The sequence below is a fragment of the Deinococcus sedimenti genome (genome assembly GCF_014648135.1).
Lineage (GTDB): Bacteria > Deinococcota > Deinococci > Deinococcales > Deinococcaceae > Deinococcus > Deinococcus sedimenti.
In genome coordinates this window covers 71,177-90,935 of record NZ_BMQN01000010.1, presented here as the reverse complement: position 1 = coordinate 90,935, position 19,759 = coordinate 71,177, and the positions used below count along the sequence as shown (strand labels likewise).

The 19,759-nt window shown below is 69.2% G+C and carries 19 protein-coding genes; 7 read left to right on the top strand and 12 right to left on the bottom strand.

Annotation, left to right across the window (positions count from 1 at the left end):
• The first annotated feature begins 11 nt into the window (after positions 1 to 11).
• On the top strand, positions 12 to 596 hold the full coding sequence (gene pyrE, locus IEY69_RS15815) for an orotate phosphoribosyltransferase (protein ID WP_189074110.1): 585 nt from the start codon (positions 12 to 14) through the stop codon (positions 594 to 596).
• Between the two features lie 357 nt (positions 597 to 953).
• Here pyrE and IEY69_RS15810 read toward each other — a convergent pair whose 3' ends face one another.
• Together IEY69_RS15810 and IEY69_RS15805 are read right to left on the bottom strand one after the other, a co-directional pair.
• Complete coding sequence (locus IEY69_RS15810; protein WP_189074109.1) at positions 954 to 3,209, bottom strand: sensor domain-containing diguanylate cyclase/phosphohydrolase; 2,256 nt, start codon at positions 3,207 to 3,209, stop codon at positions 954 to 956.
• A 42-nt stretch (positions 3,210 to 3,251) separates the two neighbouring features.
• Positions 3,252 to 4,184, bottom strand: coding sequence for an RluA family pseudouridine synthase (locus tag IEY69_RS15805; RefSeq protein ID WP_189074108.1), 933 nt, complete (start codon positions 4,182 to 4,184; stop codon positions 3,252 to 3,254).
• 101 nt (positions 4,185 to 4,285) lie between these two features.
• On the opposite strand from IEY69_RS15805, the gene IEY69_RS15800 reads away from it, so the two are divergent.
• The 3 genes from IEY69_RS15800 to IEY69_RS15790 are packed head-to-tail and all read left to right on the top strand — an operon-like array spanning position 4,286 to position 6,946.
• A complete protein-coding gene (locus IEY69_RS15800) occupies positions 4,286 to 5,041 on the top strand; it encodes an FAD-dependent oxidoreductase (protein ID WP_189074107.1) in 756 nt (251 codons plus the stop codon).
• The gene (trmB, locus tag IEY69_RS15795; protein WP_189074106.1) at positions 5,038 to 6,033 is read left to right on the top strand and encodes a tRNA (guanine(46)-N(7))-methyltransferase TrmB; all 996 of its coding nucleotides are present in this window, start codon (positions 5,038 to 5,040) and stop codon (positions 6,031 to 6,033) included. Before IEY69_RS15800 ends, trmB begins: the two co-directional genes overlap by 4 nt.
• Positions 6,034 to 6,061: 28 nt before the next feature.
• Positions 6,062 to 6,946, top strand: coding sequence for a class I SAM-dependent methyltransferase (locus tag IEY69_RS15790; protein ID WP_189074105.1), 885 nt, complete (start codon positions 6,062 to 6,064; stop codon positions 6,944 to 6,946).
• Between the two features lie 54 nt (positions 6,947 to 7,000).
• On the opposite strand, the gene IEY69_RS15785 is transcribed toward IEY69_RS15790, so the two are convergent.
• Complete coding sequence (locus IEY69_RS15785; RefSeq protein ID WP_189074104.1) at positions 7,001 to 7,774, bottom strand: peptidylprolyl isomerase; 774 nt, start codon at positions 7,772 to 7,774, stop codon at positions 7,001 to 7,003.
• Between the two features lie 96 nt (positions 7,775 to 7,870).
• On the opposite strand from IEY69_RS15785, the gene cmk reads away from it, so the two are divergent.
• Positions 7,871 to 8,482: a (d)CMP kinase gene (gene cmk, locus IEY69_RS15780; protein ID WP_189074103.1), complete on the top strand. Its 612-nt coding sequence runs from the start codon at positions 7,871 to 7,873 to the stop codon at positions 8,480 to 8,482.
• An 87-nt stretch (positions 8,483 to 8,569) separates the two neighbouring features.
• On the opposite strand, the gene IEY69_RS15775 is transcribed toward cmk, so the two are convergent.
• Positions 8,570 to 10,618: a S8 family serine peptidase gene (locus IEY69_RS15775; protein WP_229784033.1), complete on the bottom strand. Its 2,049-nt coding sequence runs from the start codon at positions 10,616 to 10,618 to the stop codon at positions 8,570 to 8,572.
• A gap of 87 nt (positions 10,619 to 10,705) precedes the next feature.
• Positions 10,706 to 13,276 (bottom strand): Ig-like domain-containing protein, encoded by a 2,571-nt coding sequence (locus IEY69_RS15770; RefSeq protein WP_189074101.1) that lies wholly within the window; start codon positions 13,274 to 13,276, stop codon positions 10,706 to 10,708.
• A 374-nt stretch (positions 13,277 to 13,650) separates the two neighbouring features.
• Here IEY69_RS15770 and IEY69_RS15765 point away from each other — a divergent pair, with 374 nt between their 5' ends.
• Positions 13,651 to 14,643: an alpha/beta hydrolase family protein gene (locus IEY69_RS15765; protein WP_373291069.1), complete on the top strand. Its 993-nt coding sequence runs from the start codon at positions 13,651 to 13,653 to the stop codon at positions 14,641 to 14,643.
• Positions 14,643 to 15,686, top strand: coding sequence for an alpha/beta hydrolase family protein (locus IEY69_RS15760; RefSeq protein WP_189074100.1), 1,044 nt, complete (start codon positions 14,643 to 14,645; stop codon positions 15,684 to 15,686). The genes IEY69_RS15765 and IEY69_RS15760 overlap by 1 nt, the downstream gene beginning before the upstream one ends.
• Before the next feature lie 15 nt (positions 15,687 to 15,701).
• Here the strand turns inward: IEY69_RS15760 and IEY69_RS15755 are convergent, their stop codons facing one another.
• From IEY69_RS15755 to IEY69_RS15725, 7 genes are read right to left on the bottom strand one after another with little or no spacing between them, the layout of a single operon-like run.
• Positions 15,702 to 16,298 (bottom strand): nitroreductase family protein, encoded by a 597-nt coding sequence (locus tag IEY69_RS15755; protein WP_189074099.1) that lies wholly within the window; start codon positions 16,296 to 16,298, stop codon positions 15,702 to 15,704.
• An 18-nt stretch (positions 16,299 to 16,316) separates the two neighbouring features.
• Positions 16,317 to 16,997, bottom strand: a complete 681-nt coding sequence (locus IEY69_RS15750; RefSeq protein WP_189074098.1) for a hypothetical protein — start codon at positions 16,995 to 16,997, stop codon at positions 16,317 to 16,319.
• Positions 16,994 to 17,569 (bottom strand): HAAS signaling domain-containing protein, encoded by a 576-nt coding sequence (locus tag IEY69_RS15745; RefSeq protein ID WP_189074097.1) that lies wholly within the window; start codon positions 17,567 to 17,569, stop codon positions 16,994 to 16,996. The genes IEY69_RS15750 and IEY69_RS15745 overlap by 4 nt, the downstream gene beginning before the upstream one ends.
• Complete coding sequence (locus tag IEY69_RS15740) at positions 17,566 to 18,174, bottom strand: HAAS signaling domain-containing protein (protein ID WP_189074096.1); 609 nt, start codon at positions 18,172 to 18,174, stop codon at positions 17,566 to 17,568. The genes IEY69_RS15745 and IEY69_RS15740 overlap by 4 nt, the downstream gene beginning before the upstream one ends.
• Positions 18,171 to 18,743 carry a hypothetical protein gene (locus IEY69_RS15735; protein WP_189074095.1) on the bottom strand — a complete coding sequence of 191 codons (573 nt, stop codon included), beginning with the start codon at positions 18,741 to 18,743 and terminating at the stop codon, positions 18,171 to 18,173. Before IEY69_RS15735 ends, IEY69_RS15740 begins: the two co-directional genes overlap by 4 nt.
• Entirely contained in the window at positions 18,740 to 19,420 is a 681-nt protein-coding gene (locus IEY69_RS15730; RefSeq protein ID WP_189074094.1) for a hypothetical protein, read from the bottom strand. The genes IEY69_RS15735 and IEY69_RS15730 overlap by 4 nt, the downstream gene beginning before the upstream one ends.
• The gene (locus IEY69_RS15725) at positions 19,417 to 19,731 is read right to left on the bottom strand and encodes a PadR family transcriptional regulator (RefSeq protein WP_189074093.1); all 315 of its coding nucleotides are present in this window, start codon (positions 19,729 to 19,731) and stop codon (positions 19,417 to 19,419) included. The genes IEY69_RS15730 and IEY69_RS15725 overlap by 4 nt, the downstream gene beginning before the upstream one ends.
• Positions 19,732 to 19,759: the final 28 nt, after the last annotated feature.

The following is a 19,759-nucleotide window of genomic DNA, read 5'->3' as shown; positions in this document are numbered from 1 at the left end:
ATACTGACACCATGACCCACGCCGACCCCGCCGCACTCGACATTCTCGACCTGTACCGCCAGGCCGGCGCGTACCACGAGGGGCACTTCCTGCTCGCCTCGGGCCGCCACAGCCCCAAGTTCCTGCAGAGCACCACCGTCCTCCAGCACCCGCAGTACACCGAGCAGATCGGCCGCGCACTGGCCGGGGCGCTGCGCGGCGCGGGCATCGACGCGCAACTCGTGATCGGCCCGGCCATGGGCGGCGTCGTCCTCGCGTACGAAACGGCGCGGCACTACGGCACCCGCGCGATCTTCGCCGAGAAGGACGGCCACGGCGGCATGAAGATCCGCGAGGCCTTCACCCTCGCCCCCGGCGAGACCTTCGTCGCGGTCGAGGACGTCCTCACGACCGGCGGGAGCGTCCTGAAGGCCGTGCGCGCCGCCGAGGCCGCCGGGGCCCGCTGCGTGGGCATCGCCTGCATCGTGGACCGCCGCGCCGACGGCGGCGACCTCCAGGGCTACCCCCTCGTGTCCCTGACGCGACTGGTGTTCGACACCTACCCCCCGGACGAGGTCCCCGAATGGCTGGCCGCGCTGCCCCTGCAGGAGATCTGACCGCAGAGCTGCGCCGCAGAGTGCTCACGGCACGGGAAGAGGGGTAGAGCACTTACCGTAAAGATCTGCTCCCCAGGGCCGAACGGAGCGAGTGAATGTGGTTGAGCAGGACAGACTGGGACAGCTGCGAGGCAGAGAATGGAGGCATCGGACGTCTGTTGGTCTGACCGCGGTGTTCAGGGAGACTGAGGGGTTTTCTCAGTCTCCCTGAAACGAGCAGCGCAAGGACCCGCCGCCATCAGCGGTTGAAAGTGGAGTTGAAGGGCGTGCTGTTGGCCCTTCACTGGAGCTGGACACCGCTGTGATGCCTCCATTCGGAGAACTGCGCTGGGCGTGGACCGCCGGGACGGCGTGCCGTCAGGAGCGCAGGGCTCCCGATGGTGCGCCTGTCCGCTGAAGCCGCGCCACGCTGCCCGAATCCACCAGGGCGAGGAAGGCCTCCACGACCCGCGGGTCGAAATGCGATCCGCAGCGCGCCCGGATTTCCTCGATCGCCTGCTCGTGCGTCCACGCGGCCTTGTACGGTCGCGGGTGAGTCAGGGCGTCGTACACGTCACAGACCGCGAAGATCCGCGCCGCCAGCGGAATCTGCTCGCCGCTCAGGCCGTCCGGATAGCCGCTCCCGTCCCAGTGCTCGTGGTGGTGCCGGATCACGTTCAGCGTGGCCGGCATCAGCCCCTGCAGGCGGTGCGCGATCTCGAAACCGCGCGCCGCATGGTCCTGCATCACCGACCACTCGTGCTCATCCAGCGGACCCGGCTTGAGCAGGATCGCGTCCGGAATGGCCAGCTTTCCAATGTCATGCAGCGACGCGCCCTGCTGCAGCGCGTGCAGGTCCGTCTCCGCCAGCCCCAGGCGCGTGCCGAGCATCTCGGCGAGCGCCACCACCCGCTCGGTGTGCCCCGCCGTCTCCAAGTCGCGTTCCTCCAGCGCCGCGCCCAGCGCCAGCAGGCCCCCCTGCACCGCGCGCCGCAACTGCTCCAGCGCCGCCTGCTGCTCGAAGGTGTGCCCCAGCCGGGACGCCAGCGCCTCCGTCAGGCGCCGGGCCTGCGGGGTGATCACCCGCCACGTCCCGAAGTGCAGCAGGCTGATCACGCCCATCACCCGCCCCCCGTAACGCACCGGGACCAGCAGCACGCTCTTCAGGCCGGCTTCCAGCCAGCTGGTCAGCACGTACGGCTCCGCAGGGTAGTCGTTGCTCCAGCGGGTCACGCTGTGCGTCAGCACGTCAGTCATCAGGCCGCGCTCCCCCTGGACCGGCTGGTCACGCCGGACCAGCATCTCGGCCGGAATCTCGCCCTCCAGGCGGACCACCATGAACTGCTCGCCGCGCCGCTCCACGTAGGTGCTGCCGTGAAAGCCCAGCATGTCCCGCGCGAGCCGCAGCCCCTCGTCCAGCACGGCCTGCGGGGTTTCCAGCTGCTCGAGGCGACTGGTGAACTCCTCCACGCTGGGGCCCAGTCGGGTGCTGCCCAGATCCGCGCGCTGCTGCTCCTTGTGCTCGTACATGGCCGCGTCCGCCAGGGCCAGCACCCGGTCCAGCGACGTGACAGCCGTCACCTGCGTCACCCCGAACGCGAAGGGCGGCAGCGTGTCCCCGGACTGCTGCAGGTCCAGGGACAGCTGCTCCAGCAGGTGCAGGGCCTGCGCGTCACTGGACGCCGGCAGCAGCAGCGCGAACTCGTCACCCCCCACCCGCGCGGCCGTGCCGCCCTGCGCGGTCACGCCATGCAGGGCCCGCGCGACCCGCTGCAGGTACGCGTCGCCCGCCCCGTGCCCGCCCAGGTCATTGATGGCCTTCAGGCGGTTGAGATCCAGGACCGCCACGCTGAGCGGCCCGGCGGCCTGCGCCAGCGTGAAGCGGCGCTGCAGCCCCTGGCGGTTCCACAGGCCGGTCATGGAGTCGCGTTCCTCCCGTTCCCGCTGCCGCTGTGCCTCGGCGTGCCAGTCGCGGGTCTGCTGCAGGCTGCGGTGCAGGCGCGTGGAGAGCAGCGCGGCCGTCAGCAGCGCCCCCAGCGCACTCAGGGCGGTGAGCAGCAGAATCAGCCGCTGCCCGACGCTCACCGTGTCCGTCTCGACGGCCCGCAGGACGCGGACCTGTTCCCGCAGCGTCCAGAGGGTCGGGTCGACCTGCAGGACGTCCAGCTGCGCGGCCGCCTGAGTCTGCCCCCGCTCGATCAGCGTCAGGATCTGCTGCACGGCGCCCGTGTAGTCCGCGATGTGCTGCACCAGGTTCTCCTGCTGGCTCTCGTGCGGGTGCAGGTGACTGAGCAGCAGGTCCTCGCGGCTCAGGCGTTTGAGCTGCGCGGTGAAGCGGCTCAGTTCCTCCAGGCTGACGTTCGCCTCGCGGCGCAGGTCGGGGGTTACCGCCCCGCGCTGCCGCGCCTGCCATTCCACGGCGTTCAGGGCCAGCGCCGCCGTGCGGGTGTCGGCCAGGATCAGCAGCGCCTGCTGGTGCCGGGCGGCGTCCTGAATGACGATGGTGTTCAGCGCGGCTGACGGCAGCGTCAGCACGAACAGCGTGACCACCCACCCGGACGACCCGAGCAGACTGTCGCGCACCGCAGCCCGCCACACAGCCTGGCGGGTGGGAAGCTGAGGGTCGCGCGACATGGTGACATCATGCCCTGTCTGAACTCTCCCCGCTCTGACACGTCAGATCATTGACGGGCCACCCCGGGCGTCCCGTCCGGCGTCCAGTGCATCCGGCGGCGGGGCCTCCACCCGCACGGCCTCTCCCGTGACGGGGTGCGTGAAGTGCAGCGTCCAGGCGTGCAGCAGGTACCCCAGGTCGCCCGGCAGGCCCGGCAGATCGGGCAGTGGGAGGCCGCCCGGGCCGTACAGCGGGTCGCCCACCAGGGGGTGCCCGGCGGCGGCGAGGTGAATGCGGATCTGGTGGGGGCGGCCGGTGTGGATCGCCACGTCGAACAGCGTCTGCCCGGCGCGGCGTTCGCGCACCGTCGCCACGCTGCGCGACGCCTTCCCGTCCGCGCTGGCGGCGAACACCGTGCCCAGGCGCGGGTGCGGCACCGGCCCGATGGGCGTCTGAATGTCCAGCGTGTCCCAGTCCGGCGCGCCCGAGCCCAGCGCGCGGTACACCTTCCCCACCTCGTGCTCCCGCCACGCGCGGGACAGCGCCGCGCCCGCCGACCCGGTCCGGGCGAACAGCACCACGCCGCTCGTGCCGCGCCCCAGCCGGTGCAGCGGACTGGCCCCCGGATACCGCAGCCGCACCTGCGTGAGCAGCGTGTGCGTCAGGAACCCCGCGCCCGGCAGGGTCGGCAGCCCGGACGGCTTACTCACCGCGACCAGCGCGTCGTCCTCCAGCAGCACCGCGTAGTCCAGCGGGACCGCCTCCTCCCGCCACGGGGGGCGGTGCCACACGACCACGTCCCCGGCGCGCAGCACCTCATCCCCCCGCGCGGCGACGCCCCGCACCTCCACCTCACCCGCCGCCAGCCTCGCGGCCCACGTCGCCGCGTCCGAATGCCGGTACTCGCGCGACAGGAACGCCAGCACCCGCTCCCCACCCGCGCGCACCTGCGACCGGAACGCGAAACCACTGTTCGAGGGGACGTCGTCGGACATGCGCTCCAGGGTAAGGGGTGTGGGGTGTAGGACGTGGGTCAGGGCATTTCCTACAGCCCACAGCCCACGACCCATACCCCCGGAAGTTACACTGGAGGGTGATGTTTGGTTCGCCCTCTCCGAGAAGTCGCCCGCAACCGGGGCATCTGTATGACGTGGCCGTGGTCGGTGCCGGACTGGCGGGCACCGAGCTGGCGTGGCGCCTGGCCCGCGCGGGACTGGACGTGCTGCTGGTGTCTCAGGCGCTCGATCACCTGGGGAACCTGTACCAGCCGACCACGGCGGGCGTGACGTTCCCGGACGGCAGTCTGTTCGAGGAGGTGCGCGCCGCGCTGCACCCCGACACGGACGGCTGGACGTTCCACCGGCACCTGAAGGCCCGCGTGGAGGAGACGAGCGGCATTCACCTGTTGCAGAGCACCGTCACCGCGCTGGACGAGGAGGACACCCAGATCGTGCTGTCCACCTGGGAGGGCCCGAAACTGCACGCGCGGCTGGGCGTGCTGGCCGTCGGCGCGTTTCTGAAGGGCCGCCTGCTCGTGGGGGACACCATGGACGAGGCCGGGCGTCTCAGCGAGGTCGCGTACGACTTCCTCGCGGACGACCTGACCGCCAGCGGCATCTGGCTGATCGGGACGGAACGCCGCGCCGAGGGTGAAGGCGTCGAGCCGCCGTACGACGTGCGCTTCCTGACGCCCGCCCCCAGCGAACTCGACGGCTTCCGCGTGAACCGCCTGGACCGCGTGCGGATGCTGGGCCAGTGCACGCCCGGCGAGCACACCTACGGCAGCGTGCTGCGTGACGCGGCCTGCCTCGCCGACGACCTGCTGGCCGACCTGACCGGGGGGCGCGCATGATCGCCCGCCTCGGCGACTTCCAGTTCCCCGACAGCGCCGCGCGCCTGTACCCGGACACCCCGGACCGCCCCTGGGTGCTGGAGGTCGGCTTCGGCGACGGGCGCTTCTGGCCGCACTTCGCCGCGACCTTCCCCGAGGCGCCCAACTACCTCGGCGTGGAACTCTCCGGCGTGTCGCTCCTGAAGGCGCACCGCCGCCTGCGGGACGCGGGCCTGGACAACGCGATCCTCACGAAGATGCCCGCCGACGTCCTCGTGCGGTCCGTCATCCCGCACGCGGGCCTGGACCTGATCGTCGTGAACTTCCCCGACCCCTGGCCCAAGGCCGGACACACCGACCACCGTCTCCTGCGCGTCCCGTTCTTCCGCCTGGCCGCCAGCCGCCTGAAACCCGGCGGGATGATCCTCCTGACCACCGACCACGACGAGTACTTCGAGTTCGCGTGCGAGCAGGCCGGGGCCAGCGGCGTCATGCGCGTCGAACGCACCGATCCGCCCGCCGCCGCGCTGGAGACCAAGTACGCCCTGAAGTGGCGTGACCTCGGCCTGGGCGTCAACCACGCCCGTTTCATCCCCACCGCCCACCAGCCCGTCCCGCACGGGCCGACCACGCCCTACCCGGAGGACCCCACCACCGTGCCCCACGCCGTCCTGACCCTGCCCGACACCTTTGGCCCCCAGACCTTCGAGAAGGTCACCGAACGCAACCCCGGCAGCCGAGGCGCGGAGGAAGGCGGCGCGTGGACGGTCATCCTGCTCGACCTGTACGCCGGACTGCGCCGCGACGGCTGGGTCGTCCTGGCGCACGTCGTCGAGGGCGAACTGACCCAGGAGGTATTGATCGGCATCACCGCCCGCGAGGACGGCACGCACCTCGTGCGCCTCGCCAAGTTCGGCGGCCCGATCATCACGACCGGCGTGAAGGCCGCCGTGGGCGTCGTCACCCGCTGGCTGGAAGGACAGGGCGCGGTCGTCAAGCACCACGGGTACTGACGGGCCGGTGCGCTTCACGACCGAACCCATGAGCGTCCTCCTGCCCGCCGTGCGTGACCGGCTGCGCGCGGCGGGCGAGGTGACCTTCGAGGTGCCCGACCCCGACGCGGGCCTGGGTCGCTACGCGGGCGAGGGGACCCCGCACGGCACGCACCGCCCCTGGAGCACCTGGACGGACCTCGCGGACCTGCTCGGCGCGCACCTCCTGACCCCGGACCGGGCCGGGGAGGGTCGGGTGCGCCTGACCCTGCGCGCCCACGCCCCCGCCCGCGACCCGGATCACGCCGGGTACGGCCCGGACGGCGACTGGGCCCGCGTGAACAAGCTGGAGGACCCCGTCTTCCTGGCGACGTTCGTCGAGGCGCTGCGCCGCGTGAATCCCCCCCAGGGCGGGCGGGTGCTGGCGCTGGGCGTGAACGCCGGGCATGAACTGGACGCCCTGCCGCTGGCCTTCCCGGACCGCACCTTCGAGGTGGTGGGCGTGGACCTCGACCCGGCCGCCGCGCAGGCCGCCCGCGCCCGCCATCCCCAGGCGACCATCCATGCGGCGGACGTGAACGCCCTGCCCCCGGACCTGGGCCGCTTCGACCTGATCCTCGCCCTGAGCCTCCTCCAGAGCCCCGGCGTGCGGCAGGACGTGCTGCTCTCCACGCTGCGCCGCCACCACCTGACGCCCGGCGGCGGCCTGATCCTCGGGTACCCGAACGCCCGCTACCGGGACGGCACCCTCTCGTACGGCGCGCGGATGCGCAACTACGCCCGCCCGGACCTGAGCCTGCTCGCCGCCGACGTCACCAACGCCCGGCGCGGCCTCCAGAAGCACGACTTCAAGGTGTTCGTGACCGGCAAGTACGAGGTCCTGCTGACCGCCATTCCCGCGCACTCCACGACCCCCACGGATCTGGAACTGTAGACGTTGAAGCGGCGCGCCGCCCGCACGGGAAGCGCGCCGCCAGGAAACGGGACTTCAGCCCTTGGTCAGGATGCGCACGGTCAGGATCTGGTCGGCGACCGCGCCCGCCACTTCACTGTTGTTCTGGTCCATGGTGCGGGTCAGTTTCGGCAGCAGGTCGTCGCCGGTCACGACCTTCCCGAAAATGGTGTGCTTGCCGTTCAGGAAGTCGGTCGGTTCGAAGGTGATGAAGAACTGGCTGCCGTTCGTGGCGGGGCCGCTGTTGGCCATGGCGAGGATGCCGCCGCTGTTGAACGTCAGCTTCTGGCGGAACTCGTCCGCGAACTGGTAGCCGGGGCCGCCGGTGCCCCACTCGGCCTTCTTCGCCTCGTCCACGCTCTTGGGGTCGCCGGTCTGCGCCATGAACCCGTCGATCACGCGGTGGAAGCGGATGCCGTCGAAGTAGTGGTTGCGGGCCAGGAACACGAAGTTGTTCACCGTGACGGGCGTCTCCTGCTCGTACAGGTCCGCGAGGATCTGCCCCCTGCTCGTGTCGATCAGCGCGTAGTAGTCCTTGCCTTCGGTCAGGGCCATGTCCGGCTCGGCCTTGAATTCGCGCTTGGGTTCGGTGGTCAGGAACGGCACCTCGGTGTACCCGGCGGGGACCGCGCCGGGTTCTGTCACGGCGGGCGTGGTGTCGGCCTTGGTGTCCGTGGTGGGCGTCTCGGTGGCAGGGGTGGTGTCCGTCGCGGCCGTGTCCGTCTTCGTGTCGGTCGTGGTCGCGTCGTCCTTCTTCTGGCAGGCGGTCAGGGCCAGCAGGGCCGTGAGGATCAGAGCAGCATGTTTCATGGTCCGTGACAGTCTAGCGGTCCCCGTGCGCGGCGCGTCACCCGAAGGGTGCACCGCAGGCAGAAGCAGGGAGTGGCGCGGTAGACTGTCCAGTTGATGATCGTGACCATTGATGGCGTCGCCGCCAGCGGAAAATCCAGCGTGTCCTCCGGCGTCGCGCAGGCCCTCGGCGTGCCCTATGTCAGCAGCGGCCTGCTGTACCGCGCCGTGACCCTCCTCGGCCTGACCGCCGGGGTCGACCTCGCCGACGCCCCCGCCCTGCTGCCCCTGCTTGGCGAGGTGCGTCTGGAACCCCTCGCCAGCGGCAACCGCGTCTGGAACGCAGACACCGACCTGACCGCCGACCTGCACAGTACCCGCGTGGACACCGGCGTCAGCGTCGTGGCTGCCCTCCCGGAAATCCGTGAGTGGGTGGACGCCCAGCTGCGCGCCCTCCCCGCCCCCCTCGTCGCCGAGGGACGTGACATGGGCACCAACGTCTTCCCGCACGCGCCGCACAAGTTCTACCTGACCGCCAGCGCCCGCGTCCGCGCCGAGCGCCGCGCGCGTGAGCGCCCCGAGGACATCCCCGCCATCGAGGCCGCCCTGACCGAACGCGACCGCCTGGACACCACCCAGAGCGCCCCCGCCCCGGATGCCCGCGTCATCGACACCGGGCCTTTGACGCTACAGGGCGTGATCGACACCATTCTCACCGCCCTACACTGAAGTTGTAGGACCAGGGCGCTTCCCGGATGCACGCTAACCACAGTAGAAGGCCCCTGGTCGCTCCCAGGGGCCTTCTACTGCCGCAGCTTAGTTGGTCTTGCTGAGTTTCAGCTTGTACTTGTTGAAGGGGCTGTCGTCGTTCGCGTCGCTGGCAATCTCGTAGGAGGTCGCCACCAGGTAGTACGTACCGGCAGCCGGCAGCGTGAAGTTGATTTCAGAGTCGCTGTCGATGCGTGGATTGCCGCGGTCATCGTTCGAGGCGAGGACCTTGCCGGTGGAGTCGAGGAGGAACAGGAAGGCGTCAAGCTTGCCGCCGATCTGGCCAGCAGCCAGCATTTCGGCCTTGATCTGATCGCCGGTGGCGCCGGTGAACTTGAAGTAGTCGAAGTCCTGAGGCTGGCCGTAGATGTACGCCTGCTGGGTGGTCTGCCCGTAGGTGATCGTGGCGGCCTGGGCTTCCGAGTCGTTGGGTTCGTAGGGATCGGTGGGGTTCAGATCCACGAACGTGGCGGGCAGGATGATGCGCGTCTGGTCTGGGGTGTAGTACGTGCTGCCGCTGGTGGCGGTGACGGTACCGACGAAGGTGCCGCGCGTGTCGTTCGAGCCGCCGGTGACGCTCACGTCGGGTCCGGCGACGTACATGTCGTAGGTGCCGGGTTTGATCTCGCTGAAGCGGACGTCGCCGTTGTCGTCGGTGGGGCTCAGGTACAGCGGGGTGGCGTCATCGCTGGCACCGGCGCGCATGCCCTGGCCGCGCAGGATGACGTCACCCAGGATGCCCTTCTGCGTGCCCTGGCCGTTGGCATAGGAGATATTCACATGCACGTTGGCGCCCTTCTCAGGCAGCTTGGCGCAGTCGGTGAGCATCTCGGCCATCTTGCCGGCGTCCAGGCGGCCGTAGCCGGTCTCGCGGTCGAAGCCGTTGGGGTTGGTGCCGATGCTGCCGTCGGCGCTCATTTCCATGACGCGGCGCACCTGGTAGGGCGTGGCGGTCGAGCACTTCTGAAGGACCAGGGCGGCCAGAGCGGCGGTGTAGGGGCTGGAGAAGCTCGTGCCGGAGATCAGGGCGTACCCGCCGCCCAGCCAGGTGGGATTGGCGAGCATGGTGTCCTGGCCGGGGGCGGCGCTGGAGATGTGGCGGCCGCTGGTGGAGAAGGTCACCTTGCGGTTGCTGGCGTCCAGTGCACCGGAGGCGATCACGCCGGGCAGCGCGGCTGGGTACTGGAATTCGTCGTGGTAGCTGTTGCCCATGCTGGCCACGATGGTGGTGCCGCGTGACATGGCGTAGTCGAAAGCGTCCTTGACCGGACCGAAGCTGACGCCGCCGCCCCAGGAGTTGTTGATGACGCGCGCGCCGTTGTTGGTGGCCCAGATGGCGCCCAGCGCAATCTCGAAGCTGGAGTATCCACCGGGGTTGAACATCACGACCGGCATGAATTTCGCTTCGTAGGCGAGGCCCACGATGCCCTTGCCGTTCTTCGCGGCAATCATGCTGGAGGACACGAAGGTTCCGTGCGAGTTCTCGGGTTTCTTGAAGTAGTCACTCCAGGCCTTACCGTCGGTGTAGGTCTTCTCCTGGCGGGGATCGAAGGCCTTGCCGGCCCAGTTGGGTGCCAGATCTGGGTGGGTCACGTCGGCCGGGTCGTCGATCAGCGCGACCGTGACGCCCTTCCCGGTCAGGCCTTTGTCCCAGGCCACCTTGGCGTTCATGTGGCGGGGGTCCAGGGCGTACTGGGGCAGTTCGTCGAAGATCTGATCTGCGGCAGCTGCCTGCGCGCCCAGGGTGGCGGGCGTCACGACGGGGCTGCGTTCGGGGGTCATGACGGTGTTCACGGTCGCGTAGCGGATGCCACTGACCTTGGCGAGGCTGGTGGCTTTCATCGCGTCGCCGGACACGCGGATCAGCGCGGTGCGGATTTCGGGAATGCGGCGCACGACTTCACCGTTCAGGGCCTTGGCGGCTGCCTGCAGGGCACTGTCGTTCTCGTAACCGACGACGACTTCGTTGGCAACGTAGCGGGTGCCGGCGCTGGTCAACGTGGCGGGGTTGGCGTCCAGAACGGGGGTCTGGGCGGTGGGGGACGGTGTGGTGGAGCAGGCGGCCAGCATGGCGCTGATGGCAAGCAGGCCGGTCATGCGGAGGTGTCTGGGCATAGGAGTCCTCGGGGATGAACTGAGATGGGGTGGGGGAGGGGCCGCGCCGCGGGGTGGGCGCGGCGGGACTTACTGACCGGTGATGAAGTCCCAGTTGATGTTCACGGGGCGGGTCTGCAGAACGGGCGCGTCGGTGGAGGCGGGCCAGGTGAAGACGGAGTAGGCCGAGATGCGGTTGCCTTCGCTGGGCGCGTACTTGTAGGCCAGGCCCGAGTACAGTTCCCACTTGTAGGGACGCAGGGGCTGCAGGGGCGTGGCGACCAGCACGTTCCAGGGCATGCTGAAGGTGTGTGCGGTCGTGTTGACGGGCATCAGGTTGGGTTTGGCGGCCACGTAGGTGCCGCTGGTGTCGGTCAGGACGCTGGCGGCCGTGGTGGGCTTGCCGAATACGGAGCCAGTGCTGGTGAACACCAGGGACTGGCCGACGGGGATGCCGTTGCCGGTGGCGCCGGTGCCTTCTTCGACGCGCAGTAGGGCGTTCGAGGCGCTGCCGGGCAGGTTGTAGCCGCTGAGGGTCATCAGGTCACGTACGCGGATGTTGTACGCCGCGCCGTCCGCACCGATCGCGGTCTGGTTCTGGCCCAGCACGAAGGTGGGGTTGACCGAGACGCCGGTGCTTTCATCGGCTGGGGCGATGAAGGTGGGCGTGAACTGCGCCAGGGGCGTGGTCTGGGTGGTGTTGCTGGCGGCGGTGTTTGTGCCGCGGGCCACCACGCGGTACGTGAAGGTCTTGCCGGCGGCCAGTTCGGCGCTGGTATCACGGTACGCGAAGGGGCGGCTGGCCTGGTTGGTGGCCGAGCAGCTGGTGCTGGCGCCGCCGCCGACCGTGCCGATCTTGCTGAAGGTGGCGCCATCGCTGCTGCGCTCAACGTCGAACGCGAAGGGTTTGGCGGTGGCGGTGGTGTTGGTGTAGCACCAGCGGACTTCCACGAACACGCCCGAGCCGTTGGGCGCGGCGTCGGTGTCGTTTCCGGCGCCGTAGGGGGTCGTCCAGGATCCTTCCTGTTTCAGGGTGAAAGCGGTGGCGGCGGCGGCCGTGGGGGCGACGACGGTGTTCTGAGCGGCGGCGTCGGCGTTGATCAGTTTGACCGGGATGACGTGCCGGACGTAGTTGTAGTTGTAGTCCACCGCCATGATCTCGAGGTACACCTGCTCGCCGGCAGCGCTGCCGAATCCGGCGGTGAAGTTGCCGGTGGTGGTGACAGGCCCGCTGTCCACAACGCCCAGGGCGTCCTGCTTGGGCGAGTAGTTCCAGTTGGCGGCGGTGGGGCTGGCGGTGATGCCGCCGCTGCCCGGGGTGCGGCCCAGCTGGGCGTACACGATGCGGATCGGCCCAACGTGGTCAGAATCGGCGGCCGTCTTGATGCGGAAGTCCAGCTGACCGGTGAAGGTCGCGCCGGCCAGGGGGCTGCCGTCGGCGCGGGTGACGACCAACGTGGCGGGGTTGGTAGTGGCGCTGGTGTCGAACGCGGGGCGCTGCACCATCTGAACGCTGGGGGTCTGGGTGCCGACCATGACACCGTACAGGTCGGAGCCGGCCATGCCAGCCTTGCGGGCCTTGAGGTCGTAGCTGCCGGCCGGCAGGCCGCTGAGGTTCAGCTGGCCGCTGGCGTCGGTGGTAATGTTGCCGAGCAACTGACCGTTCTGGTAGACGCTGACGGTACTGCCGGTGACGGGCGCGCCGATGTTCTGATCGACGACCGTCACTTTCAGCGGCGCGGCGGCCGAGGTGATGTTGACCGTGACGACCGTATCGGCGCTGGTCTTGCGGCCGGCGGCGTCATAGGCGACCGCCGTGTAGGTGCGCTGACCGTTCATCAGGGCATTGACGCTCACGACCGCTTCGTACGGAGCCGTCATGTCCTCGGAGATCTTGGTGCTGCCGTTGTAGAACTCGACTTTGGTCACGCCAACGTCGTCCTGGGCGGACGCCGTGAGCTTGACGTCTCCGGCTGCCGTCACGGGGTTGGGGGTGGCGCTCAGGGTGACGGTGGGCGCAGCGGCGTCGATGCCGACTTTCAGCGTCGTGGTGGCGGTGGTGGCCTTCCCGGCACTGTTGGTGGCGGTCGCGGTGATGGTGCGCGTGCCGTTGTCCGCTGCCGTGTAGGCCTTGCTGGCACTGTAGGGCGCGGTGGTGTCCGTGCTGATCAGCGTGCCGTTGTCGTAGAAGTCGACTTTCGTCACGCCGGAGACGCTGGTGGCGGTCGCCGTGAAGGTCACGGTGCCGGCAGCGGTGAGCGTGGCGGGATCTGCGGTGACACTTACGGTGGGGGCAGTGACGTCAATGTTGACGGTCACGTTGGTGGTCGCTTCTGCCGTATTGCCGGCGGCGTCGCTGGCCACGGCGCGGTAGGTCAGCGTGCCGTTCTGCGCCGAAGTGATGTTGGCACTGGCGATGCTGTAAGGCTCGGTGGTGTCCGAGCCGATCAGGGTGGTGCCCTGGTAGAAGTCGACTTTGGTCACGCCGACGTTATCCGTGGCGGTGGCGGAGAGAGTTACGGTGCCTGCGCTGGTGACCGTGGTGGGCGCTGCGGTCAGGCTGATGGTGGGTTTGACCCCGTCGGGCACGGGTTGAGGTGCGCAGGCGCTGAGCAGCGAACCTGTGAGGGCCAGCAGGGCGAACGGAGTGGATCGCTTCATGTGATCTCCTTAAAGACCCAGACCACAGGATGCACGGTGACCCAGAGTGGACAGGGCACGTGAAACTGTTGTGTGGGTGCCTGATTTGACATCAGGTGTTGTGAGGCTATGCGCCAGATAATACGCGCCCCCCCGCTTGGGGGCAAGGTTCGTTCAGCACAATCTCAGATTCCACATGACGGCAGTCGGTGCCTGGAAGGCGCTAGAGACAGTTCGCGAACCGACGTCGAATCGGGGAGGGCAGAAGGTAAATGTCCCTATGAGGCGTCATTCCGGTCTCTGAGTGACCTGTGAAACTTCCGATGAGAAATTGTCAAGGCGCCAGCGTCAGCTGTCCTGCAGTTCTGGCCGTGCGGTCGCCGTACGGTGCAGACATGCGTTCACGTTGTGTTCTCTTTTTGCTGACCGGCACGCTGGTCTCGGCCGCCACTGCTCAGTCGCAGGCGGCCCTGGATGCAGTGGACGCCCGGAAGATGAGCATTCCCACCGCCAGAGCAGCCTTTCAGAAGGGTGGGTATCCCGGGAGCGCCCTGACCGTCCGGCAGACCCTGGCGCCAGGTAGCAATTACACCCGGCAGGTGGTCAGCTATCAGTCCGAGGGGCTGCGCATTGGCGCGCTGCTGACCGTCCCGCGCGGCACACCCCCGAAGGGTGGATGGCCCGCCATCGTGTTCAACCACGGGTACGTTCCTCCCAACGTCTACCGCACCACCGAACGGTATGTGGCCTACCAGGACGCCTTCGCGCGGGCGGGTTTCGTCACGCTGAAGAGCGACTACCGGGGGCACGGCAGCTCACAGGGCGAGGCACTGGGCGGGTACTACGCTCCCGGGTACACCACGGACGTCCTGAATGCCCTGAGCAGCCTGAAACGTGACCCGCGCGTGAACCGGGCCCGGATCGGCATGTGGGGGCACTCCATGGGCGGCTTCCTGAGCCTGCGCGCCATGGTCATCGACCCGACCGTGAAGGCCGGCGTGATCTGGGCGGGCGTTGTGGGCGACTACGACCAGCTGATGAACAGCTGGACGCGCCGGGCCCCCGTGCCGTCCAGCATCCCGCAGAGAGTGCTGAACCTGCGCAAACAGGCCGTTGCCCGGTACGGCACGCCCCGCGCCAACCCGGCCTTCTGGAACACCCTCAGTGCGAACACCTATCTGCGGGACCTGGGCGGCCCTGTTCAACTGCACATCGGGACCCGCGACGAGGACGTACCTGTCGCGTTCCACACGGCGCTGGCCGGGCAGCTGCGTCCCCTGGGCAAACTCGGCGGGAACTACGTGTACCCTGGTGACAACCACAACCTCTCCGGCAACCTGCGCACCGCATTGAACCGCAGCGTGCAGTTCTTCAAGGACCGCCTGTAGTGCGGGCCCTGCTGAATCTCACCCTGCTGGGCCTGCTGGCTGGCGCCGGGTACGTCGCTGTGACGCAATCTGACGCCCTTCCATTCCGCCTACCCTGGACCACGGCCGACACCACACCCAACGAACCGCCGACTTCCACCCCTGACACGGGCGGCCCCTTTCAGGACCTGAGCGACACGGCCCTGAAGGCCGCCGTGGCCCGCAACCCGGTCAGCATCCAGTCCCTGAAAGCTCGTGAGTACCCGGGCAGCACCCTGACGGTCCGGCAGACCCTGGCGCCGGGCAGCACCTACACCCGGCAGGTCGTGAGTTACCAGTCCGAGGGGCTGCGCATCAACGCGCTGCTGACCGTCCCACGTGGCACGCCTCCGCAGAGAGGCTGGCCCGCCATCGTGTTCAACCACGGGTACATCCCTCCCGACGAGTACCGCACCACCGAACGGTACGTGGCCTACCAGGACGCGTTCGCCCGCGCGGGCTTCGTTACGCTGAAAAGCGACTACCGTGGGCACGGCAGCAGTGAGGGACAGGCGCGCGGCGGGTACGACGACCCCGGCTACACCGTGGACGTCCTGAACGCCGCCGCCAGCCTCAGGCGCGACCCGCGCGTGAACCCCGCCCGGCTGGGCCTGTGGGGTCACAGCATGGGCGGGCATCTGAGTCTGAAAGCCATGATCGTGGACCCCAGCCTGAAAGCCGCGTCCCTGTGGGCGGGCGTGATCGCCAGTTACGACGTCCTGGCGACCGACTGGAACCCACCCCCCGGCGAGCCGCGCACGCTGGACGCCGTCAACCGCCGCTACCTGCGCCTCCTGAGCCCCAACGCGTACCTGCGGGAACTGAACGGGCGGCCCATCCAGCTGCACCACGGCACGAACGACAAGGACGTGCCGTACTCCTTCCAGAAGAACCTCGCGGACGACCTGAGAAACGCCGGGCAGGGCGTCGAGGCGTACCGCTACGACGGCGACAACCACAACCTCTCCGGGAACCTCCGCATGGCGCTGAACCGCAGCGTGCAGTTCTTCAGGGACAACCTGTAACCCGGACGCCGCCCGTCACTCCACCCAGGTGACCTTGTCCGCCAGCGGCGCGCGGGTCGCCGCATGCCGCTCGGCCGCCGGGTAGCCCAGCACCAGCAGGCCCAGCAGCTTCGGCGCGCCCAGCGCCTGCGCCGCCACCGGACTGACCATCACCGGGCCACTGACCCACTTCCCGACCAGCCCGAACGCCGTCGCCGCCAGCCACATGTTCTGCGCCGCGCACGCCAGGGCCGCCTGCTCCTCCCACTCGGGCATCTTCGGCTTCTCGGGCATGTGCAGTTCCAGGCTGATCCACAGCGGCGCCCGCCATGCCCGCGCCCGCTGCGCCTCCAGCGCCGACTCGCTGTCCCGGTCCGGCGCGGTGCCCGCCGCGTACGCCTGCGCGAACACCTCGGCCAGCCGCGCGCGGCCCGCACCCGTGAACACCGTGAAGCGCCACGGCTCGGTGCGCCCGTGATTCGGCGCCCAGATTCCCGCCTCCAGAATGGCTTCCACCACCGCACGCGGTACCGCGTCGGGTTTCAGCAGACCGATATCCACGGTGCGGCGCGCACGGATCACGTCCAGCACAGTCAGGGCAGCGGGGGGAAAAGCAGCGTCCAGCGTCGTCATGCCCCCACTATGCCGTCCTCACCGCGCGCCCCGCCACGCCTTCCCGGCCAGCGCCAGCGCCTCACGCGGACGCGTCTGGTACGCCCACAGCAGCGCCCCACCCAGCGCCGCCGCCAGCAACCCCGGTTCAGCCACCACGGCCGGCACGAACACCAGCAGGTTCACAGCGATTCCCAACGGAGCCAACAGCGTGCCATACATGCGGTGCAACACCGCTGCGGACCGTGCGGGCTGCCGCAGGATCAACCGCCGCACGGACTCCAACAGCACCAGTTCCAGCAGCAGTAGCGCAGGCACAGCCCACGTGAAGCTCCGTGACCCGATCAGCGCGGGGATTCCCGGCCAGCCGCAGATCAGCCACGTCAACAGGCCCACGCCGCATATCATCCCCAGGGCTGTCCGCCACAGCGGCCCGGAAGCCTTCACGCCATCCGTCAGCAGGCGGCGCATCTGCCCGTCCCGCTCCAGCCACGCCACGTCCGCCCGCGTGAAGAACTGCCCATCCAGCGCCGCCCGAACCTCGGCCGCCGGACCCAGGGCCGCCAGCGCCTCCTGCATCCCCACCCCGCCCGGCGCCGCCGCGTCCAGCACGTGCCCGGTCAGGTCCGCCCGGATGCGCGCCGCCGAATCCTCCGGGAACGGCGCCGTCACCTCATCCAGGTAGGCGGCCAGATCCGGGTTCAATGCGTCCACCGTCATGCCCGATCACCCAGCTTCAGGGTGCGTTGAATTCGCTGAATCCTGCGCCCAGCATCCAGCATCCAGACGAGCCACAGGACCGGGAAGAACCACAGAAGTCCCTGGGACGGAGGAGCGTCGCCCCGCCACAGCTGCAGCATCCAGTTCATCCACAGGCTGAAGTTGACTATCCAGTGCCCAGCCGTTGCCAGCAGGAAGTTCCGGACGGGTTGAGGTTCGCGTCGCACCAGCAGCCAGATCAGGGGTGCCAGCAGAAGGGCGACGAGAGGACCAGTAGCCGCTTCGGGTCGCACCAGCCACAGCGTGACGGCTGCGTAGCTGGTCACGACCAGCAGTGAGAACATCCACATCCAGGCTCCCTGACTGTTGCTCAGCTCCTCGTCCGTAGCGTACGTGCGTCGCAGCGCGCGGTTGACCTGCGCGGGGTCGCCCAGGGTGGCGACGGCTTCGGGTTCGGTCAGTCCGCTGTGCATGGCGTCCTGTACGTGAGCGTGGTACTCGGCGGTCATGCGGTCCCACGCGGCGGGGGCGAGGTCGCGCAGCGCGACGTCCAGCCAGTCGTTCAGGGTCATACCTGTCCACCCTTGAGTTTGTGCGGCAGTCTGGACAGTCGCCAGGAAGCCAGAGCGAGCAGTGCCAGCCCGCCCAGCAGGAACAACTGCACGCGAGGTGACAGGGGTGTGGGCCACGGGGCGACCAGCAACACGAGCAGTAGCCCCGCGAACAGGGTCATGCCACGCCAGGTCGAGCGGACAGCTGCGTGCAGGGTGTCGCCCGTGTGCAGGTCGGCGATCAGGGTCAGCGTGACTGTCCCAACGATCCCTGTTGCCGTCAGCCAAGCCCAGTGCGTATCCAACGCGAAGATCAGGTGCAGCAAGTACGCCCAGACGGGCAGGGCGAGCGGCAGTACCCAGAGAACCAGTCGTGATTCGCGCCGTGTTCGCGTTCCCGGCGAGGTCAGGTGACGCAACCACCGTTCGTCCTGCACGGTCAACTGGGTGCGCCGCAGCGCGCGGTTGACCTGCTCGGGGTCGCCCAGCGTGGCGACGGCTTCGGGTTCGGTCAGCCCGCTGTGCATGGCGTCCTGCACGTGCGCGTGGTACTCGGCGGTCATGCGGTCCCGCGCGGCGGGGGCGAGGTCGCGCAGGGCGACGTCCAGCCAGTCGTTCAGGGTCATGCGGTCTCCATCGGTAGGGTGCGGCGTATCCGGGCGTCCAGGTGCATCTGGGTGCTCAGGCGCAGGGAGATCAGCAGAGCCAGGGTCGAGGTGAGGGGCAGGGTGGGGACGCCAGCCAGCAGGTCATGACCCAGCATGAGTGGCACGGCGACGATCAGGCTCAGGGTCAGGTCGCGCCAGCGGTCGCGCCGCACCGGGTGCAGGCGCGCGGTGGCCAGCACGAGCAGCAGGACGCTGGCGCCGAACAGCACGCTCCAGACTCCCTGTCCGGCTAGCGGTGAGTGGGGTTCGAGCAGCAGGAACGCCGCCACAGCCAGCAGCGCGCCGACCCGCAGCCAGCCCGGCCAGGGGGATGGGAGCGTGCTCAGTCGGTGGGATTCGCGGACCGTGAGGTACAGGCGTTTCAGGTCGGCGTTGACCGCTTCCGGGTCGCCCAGCACGGTCGTCACGTCGGTGTGTTCTGGCCGGCCCGCGTCGTGCAGGTGGTTCAGCGTGTCTTGTCGCACGCGGGCGGTGACGCCTGTGGGGAGGTCCTGCGTCGCCCGCGTGAGCCAGAGCGTGGCGTTCATGCGGTCTCCGCGCCGAGTTTGCGGCTGGCGTTCACGGCGAGTGGAAGTCGCCAGAGGTGGAGGGTCACGACACTCAGGACGGCCCAGGAGGCGGGTTCGCGGGTCCAGGTGAGCAGTGGGTCGGGGGTCAGGGTGCCGGTATGCAGGAACCACAGCGCGGCCATCAGACCGGCCAGGAGGGCGCCGCTGAAGGGGGAGGTCAGCCAGTACGCGGTGGCGCGGCGGGTGGGAGTCAGCGGCCGGGAGAGGATCCACCAGCGCAGCAGGGCCAGTGTGGTCAGGGCACCCACGTACAGCAGCAAGGGGGTGACGGCTTCGCCGCGCCGCAGGTCCGGCAGTGCGGCGATCGTCAGGCCAGCCACCGGCGCGGACGCGGACCACAGGCTGCCGCCCAGGCTGAGGTGTCGGGGGGGCAGGCGGTGGGCGTCCCGGATGGTCAGGTGGGTGCGCCGCAGTTCGCGGTTGGCGGTGTGCGCGGAACCCCAGCGGCGCAGGATGTCCGTGGCGGTGAGGTGGGGCTGGTCGGCGAGGGTGTCCTGAAAGTGATTCAGGTAGTCGTGGCGGACGCGGCGGGCCGCTTCGAGGGTCAGGCCGTCGGTGGCGATGTCCAGCCACTTTGTCACGGTCCGGGGAGGCTGGAGGCGCGGGCTGAGCAGGCTACGGAGTTCGCCGGTCATGCGTTGCCGCCCAGCACCGCCTGTACGGCGCTGACCTGGGCCTGCCAGTCGCGGCGGGTGCGGGCCAGCGCGGCGCGGCCCCTGTCGGTCAGGCAGTATTCGCGGCGGGTGCGGCCCGCGACCTCGTGTTCGTGGCTCTCGATGAGCCCCTCGGCTTCGAGGGCGTGCAGGGCGGGGTAGAGGGTGCCTTCGCGGGCGCGCAGCAGACCTTCGCTGCGGGTGTTGATGGCCTGGGCGATGGCGTAGCCGTGTTCGGGCTGGCGGTCGAGGACGGCCAGGATGAGCAGGCGGAGTTGCTCGCGGGCGTTCATGTCTGCACGATACCTCTGGTTTGGATGC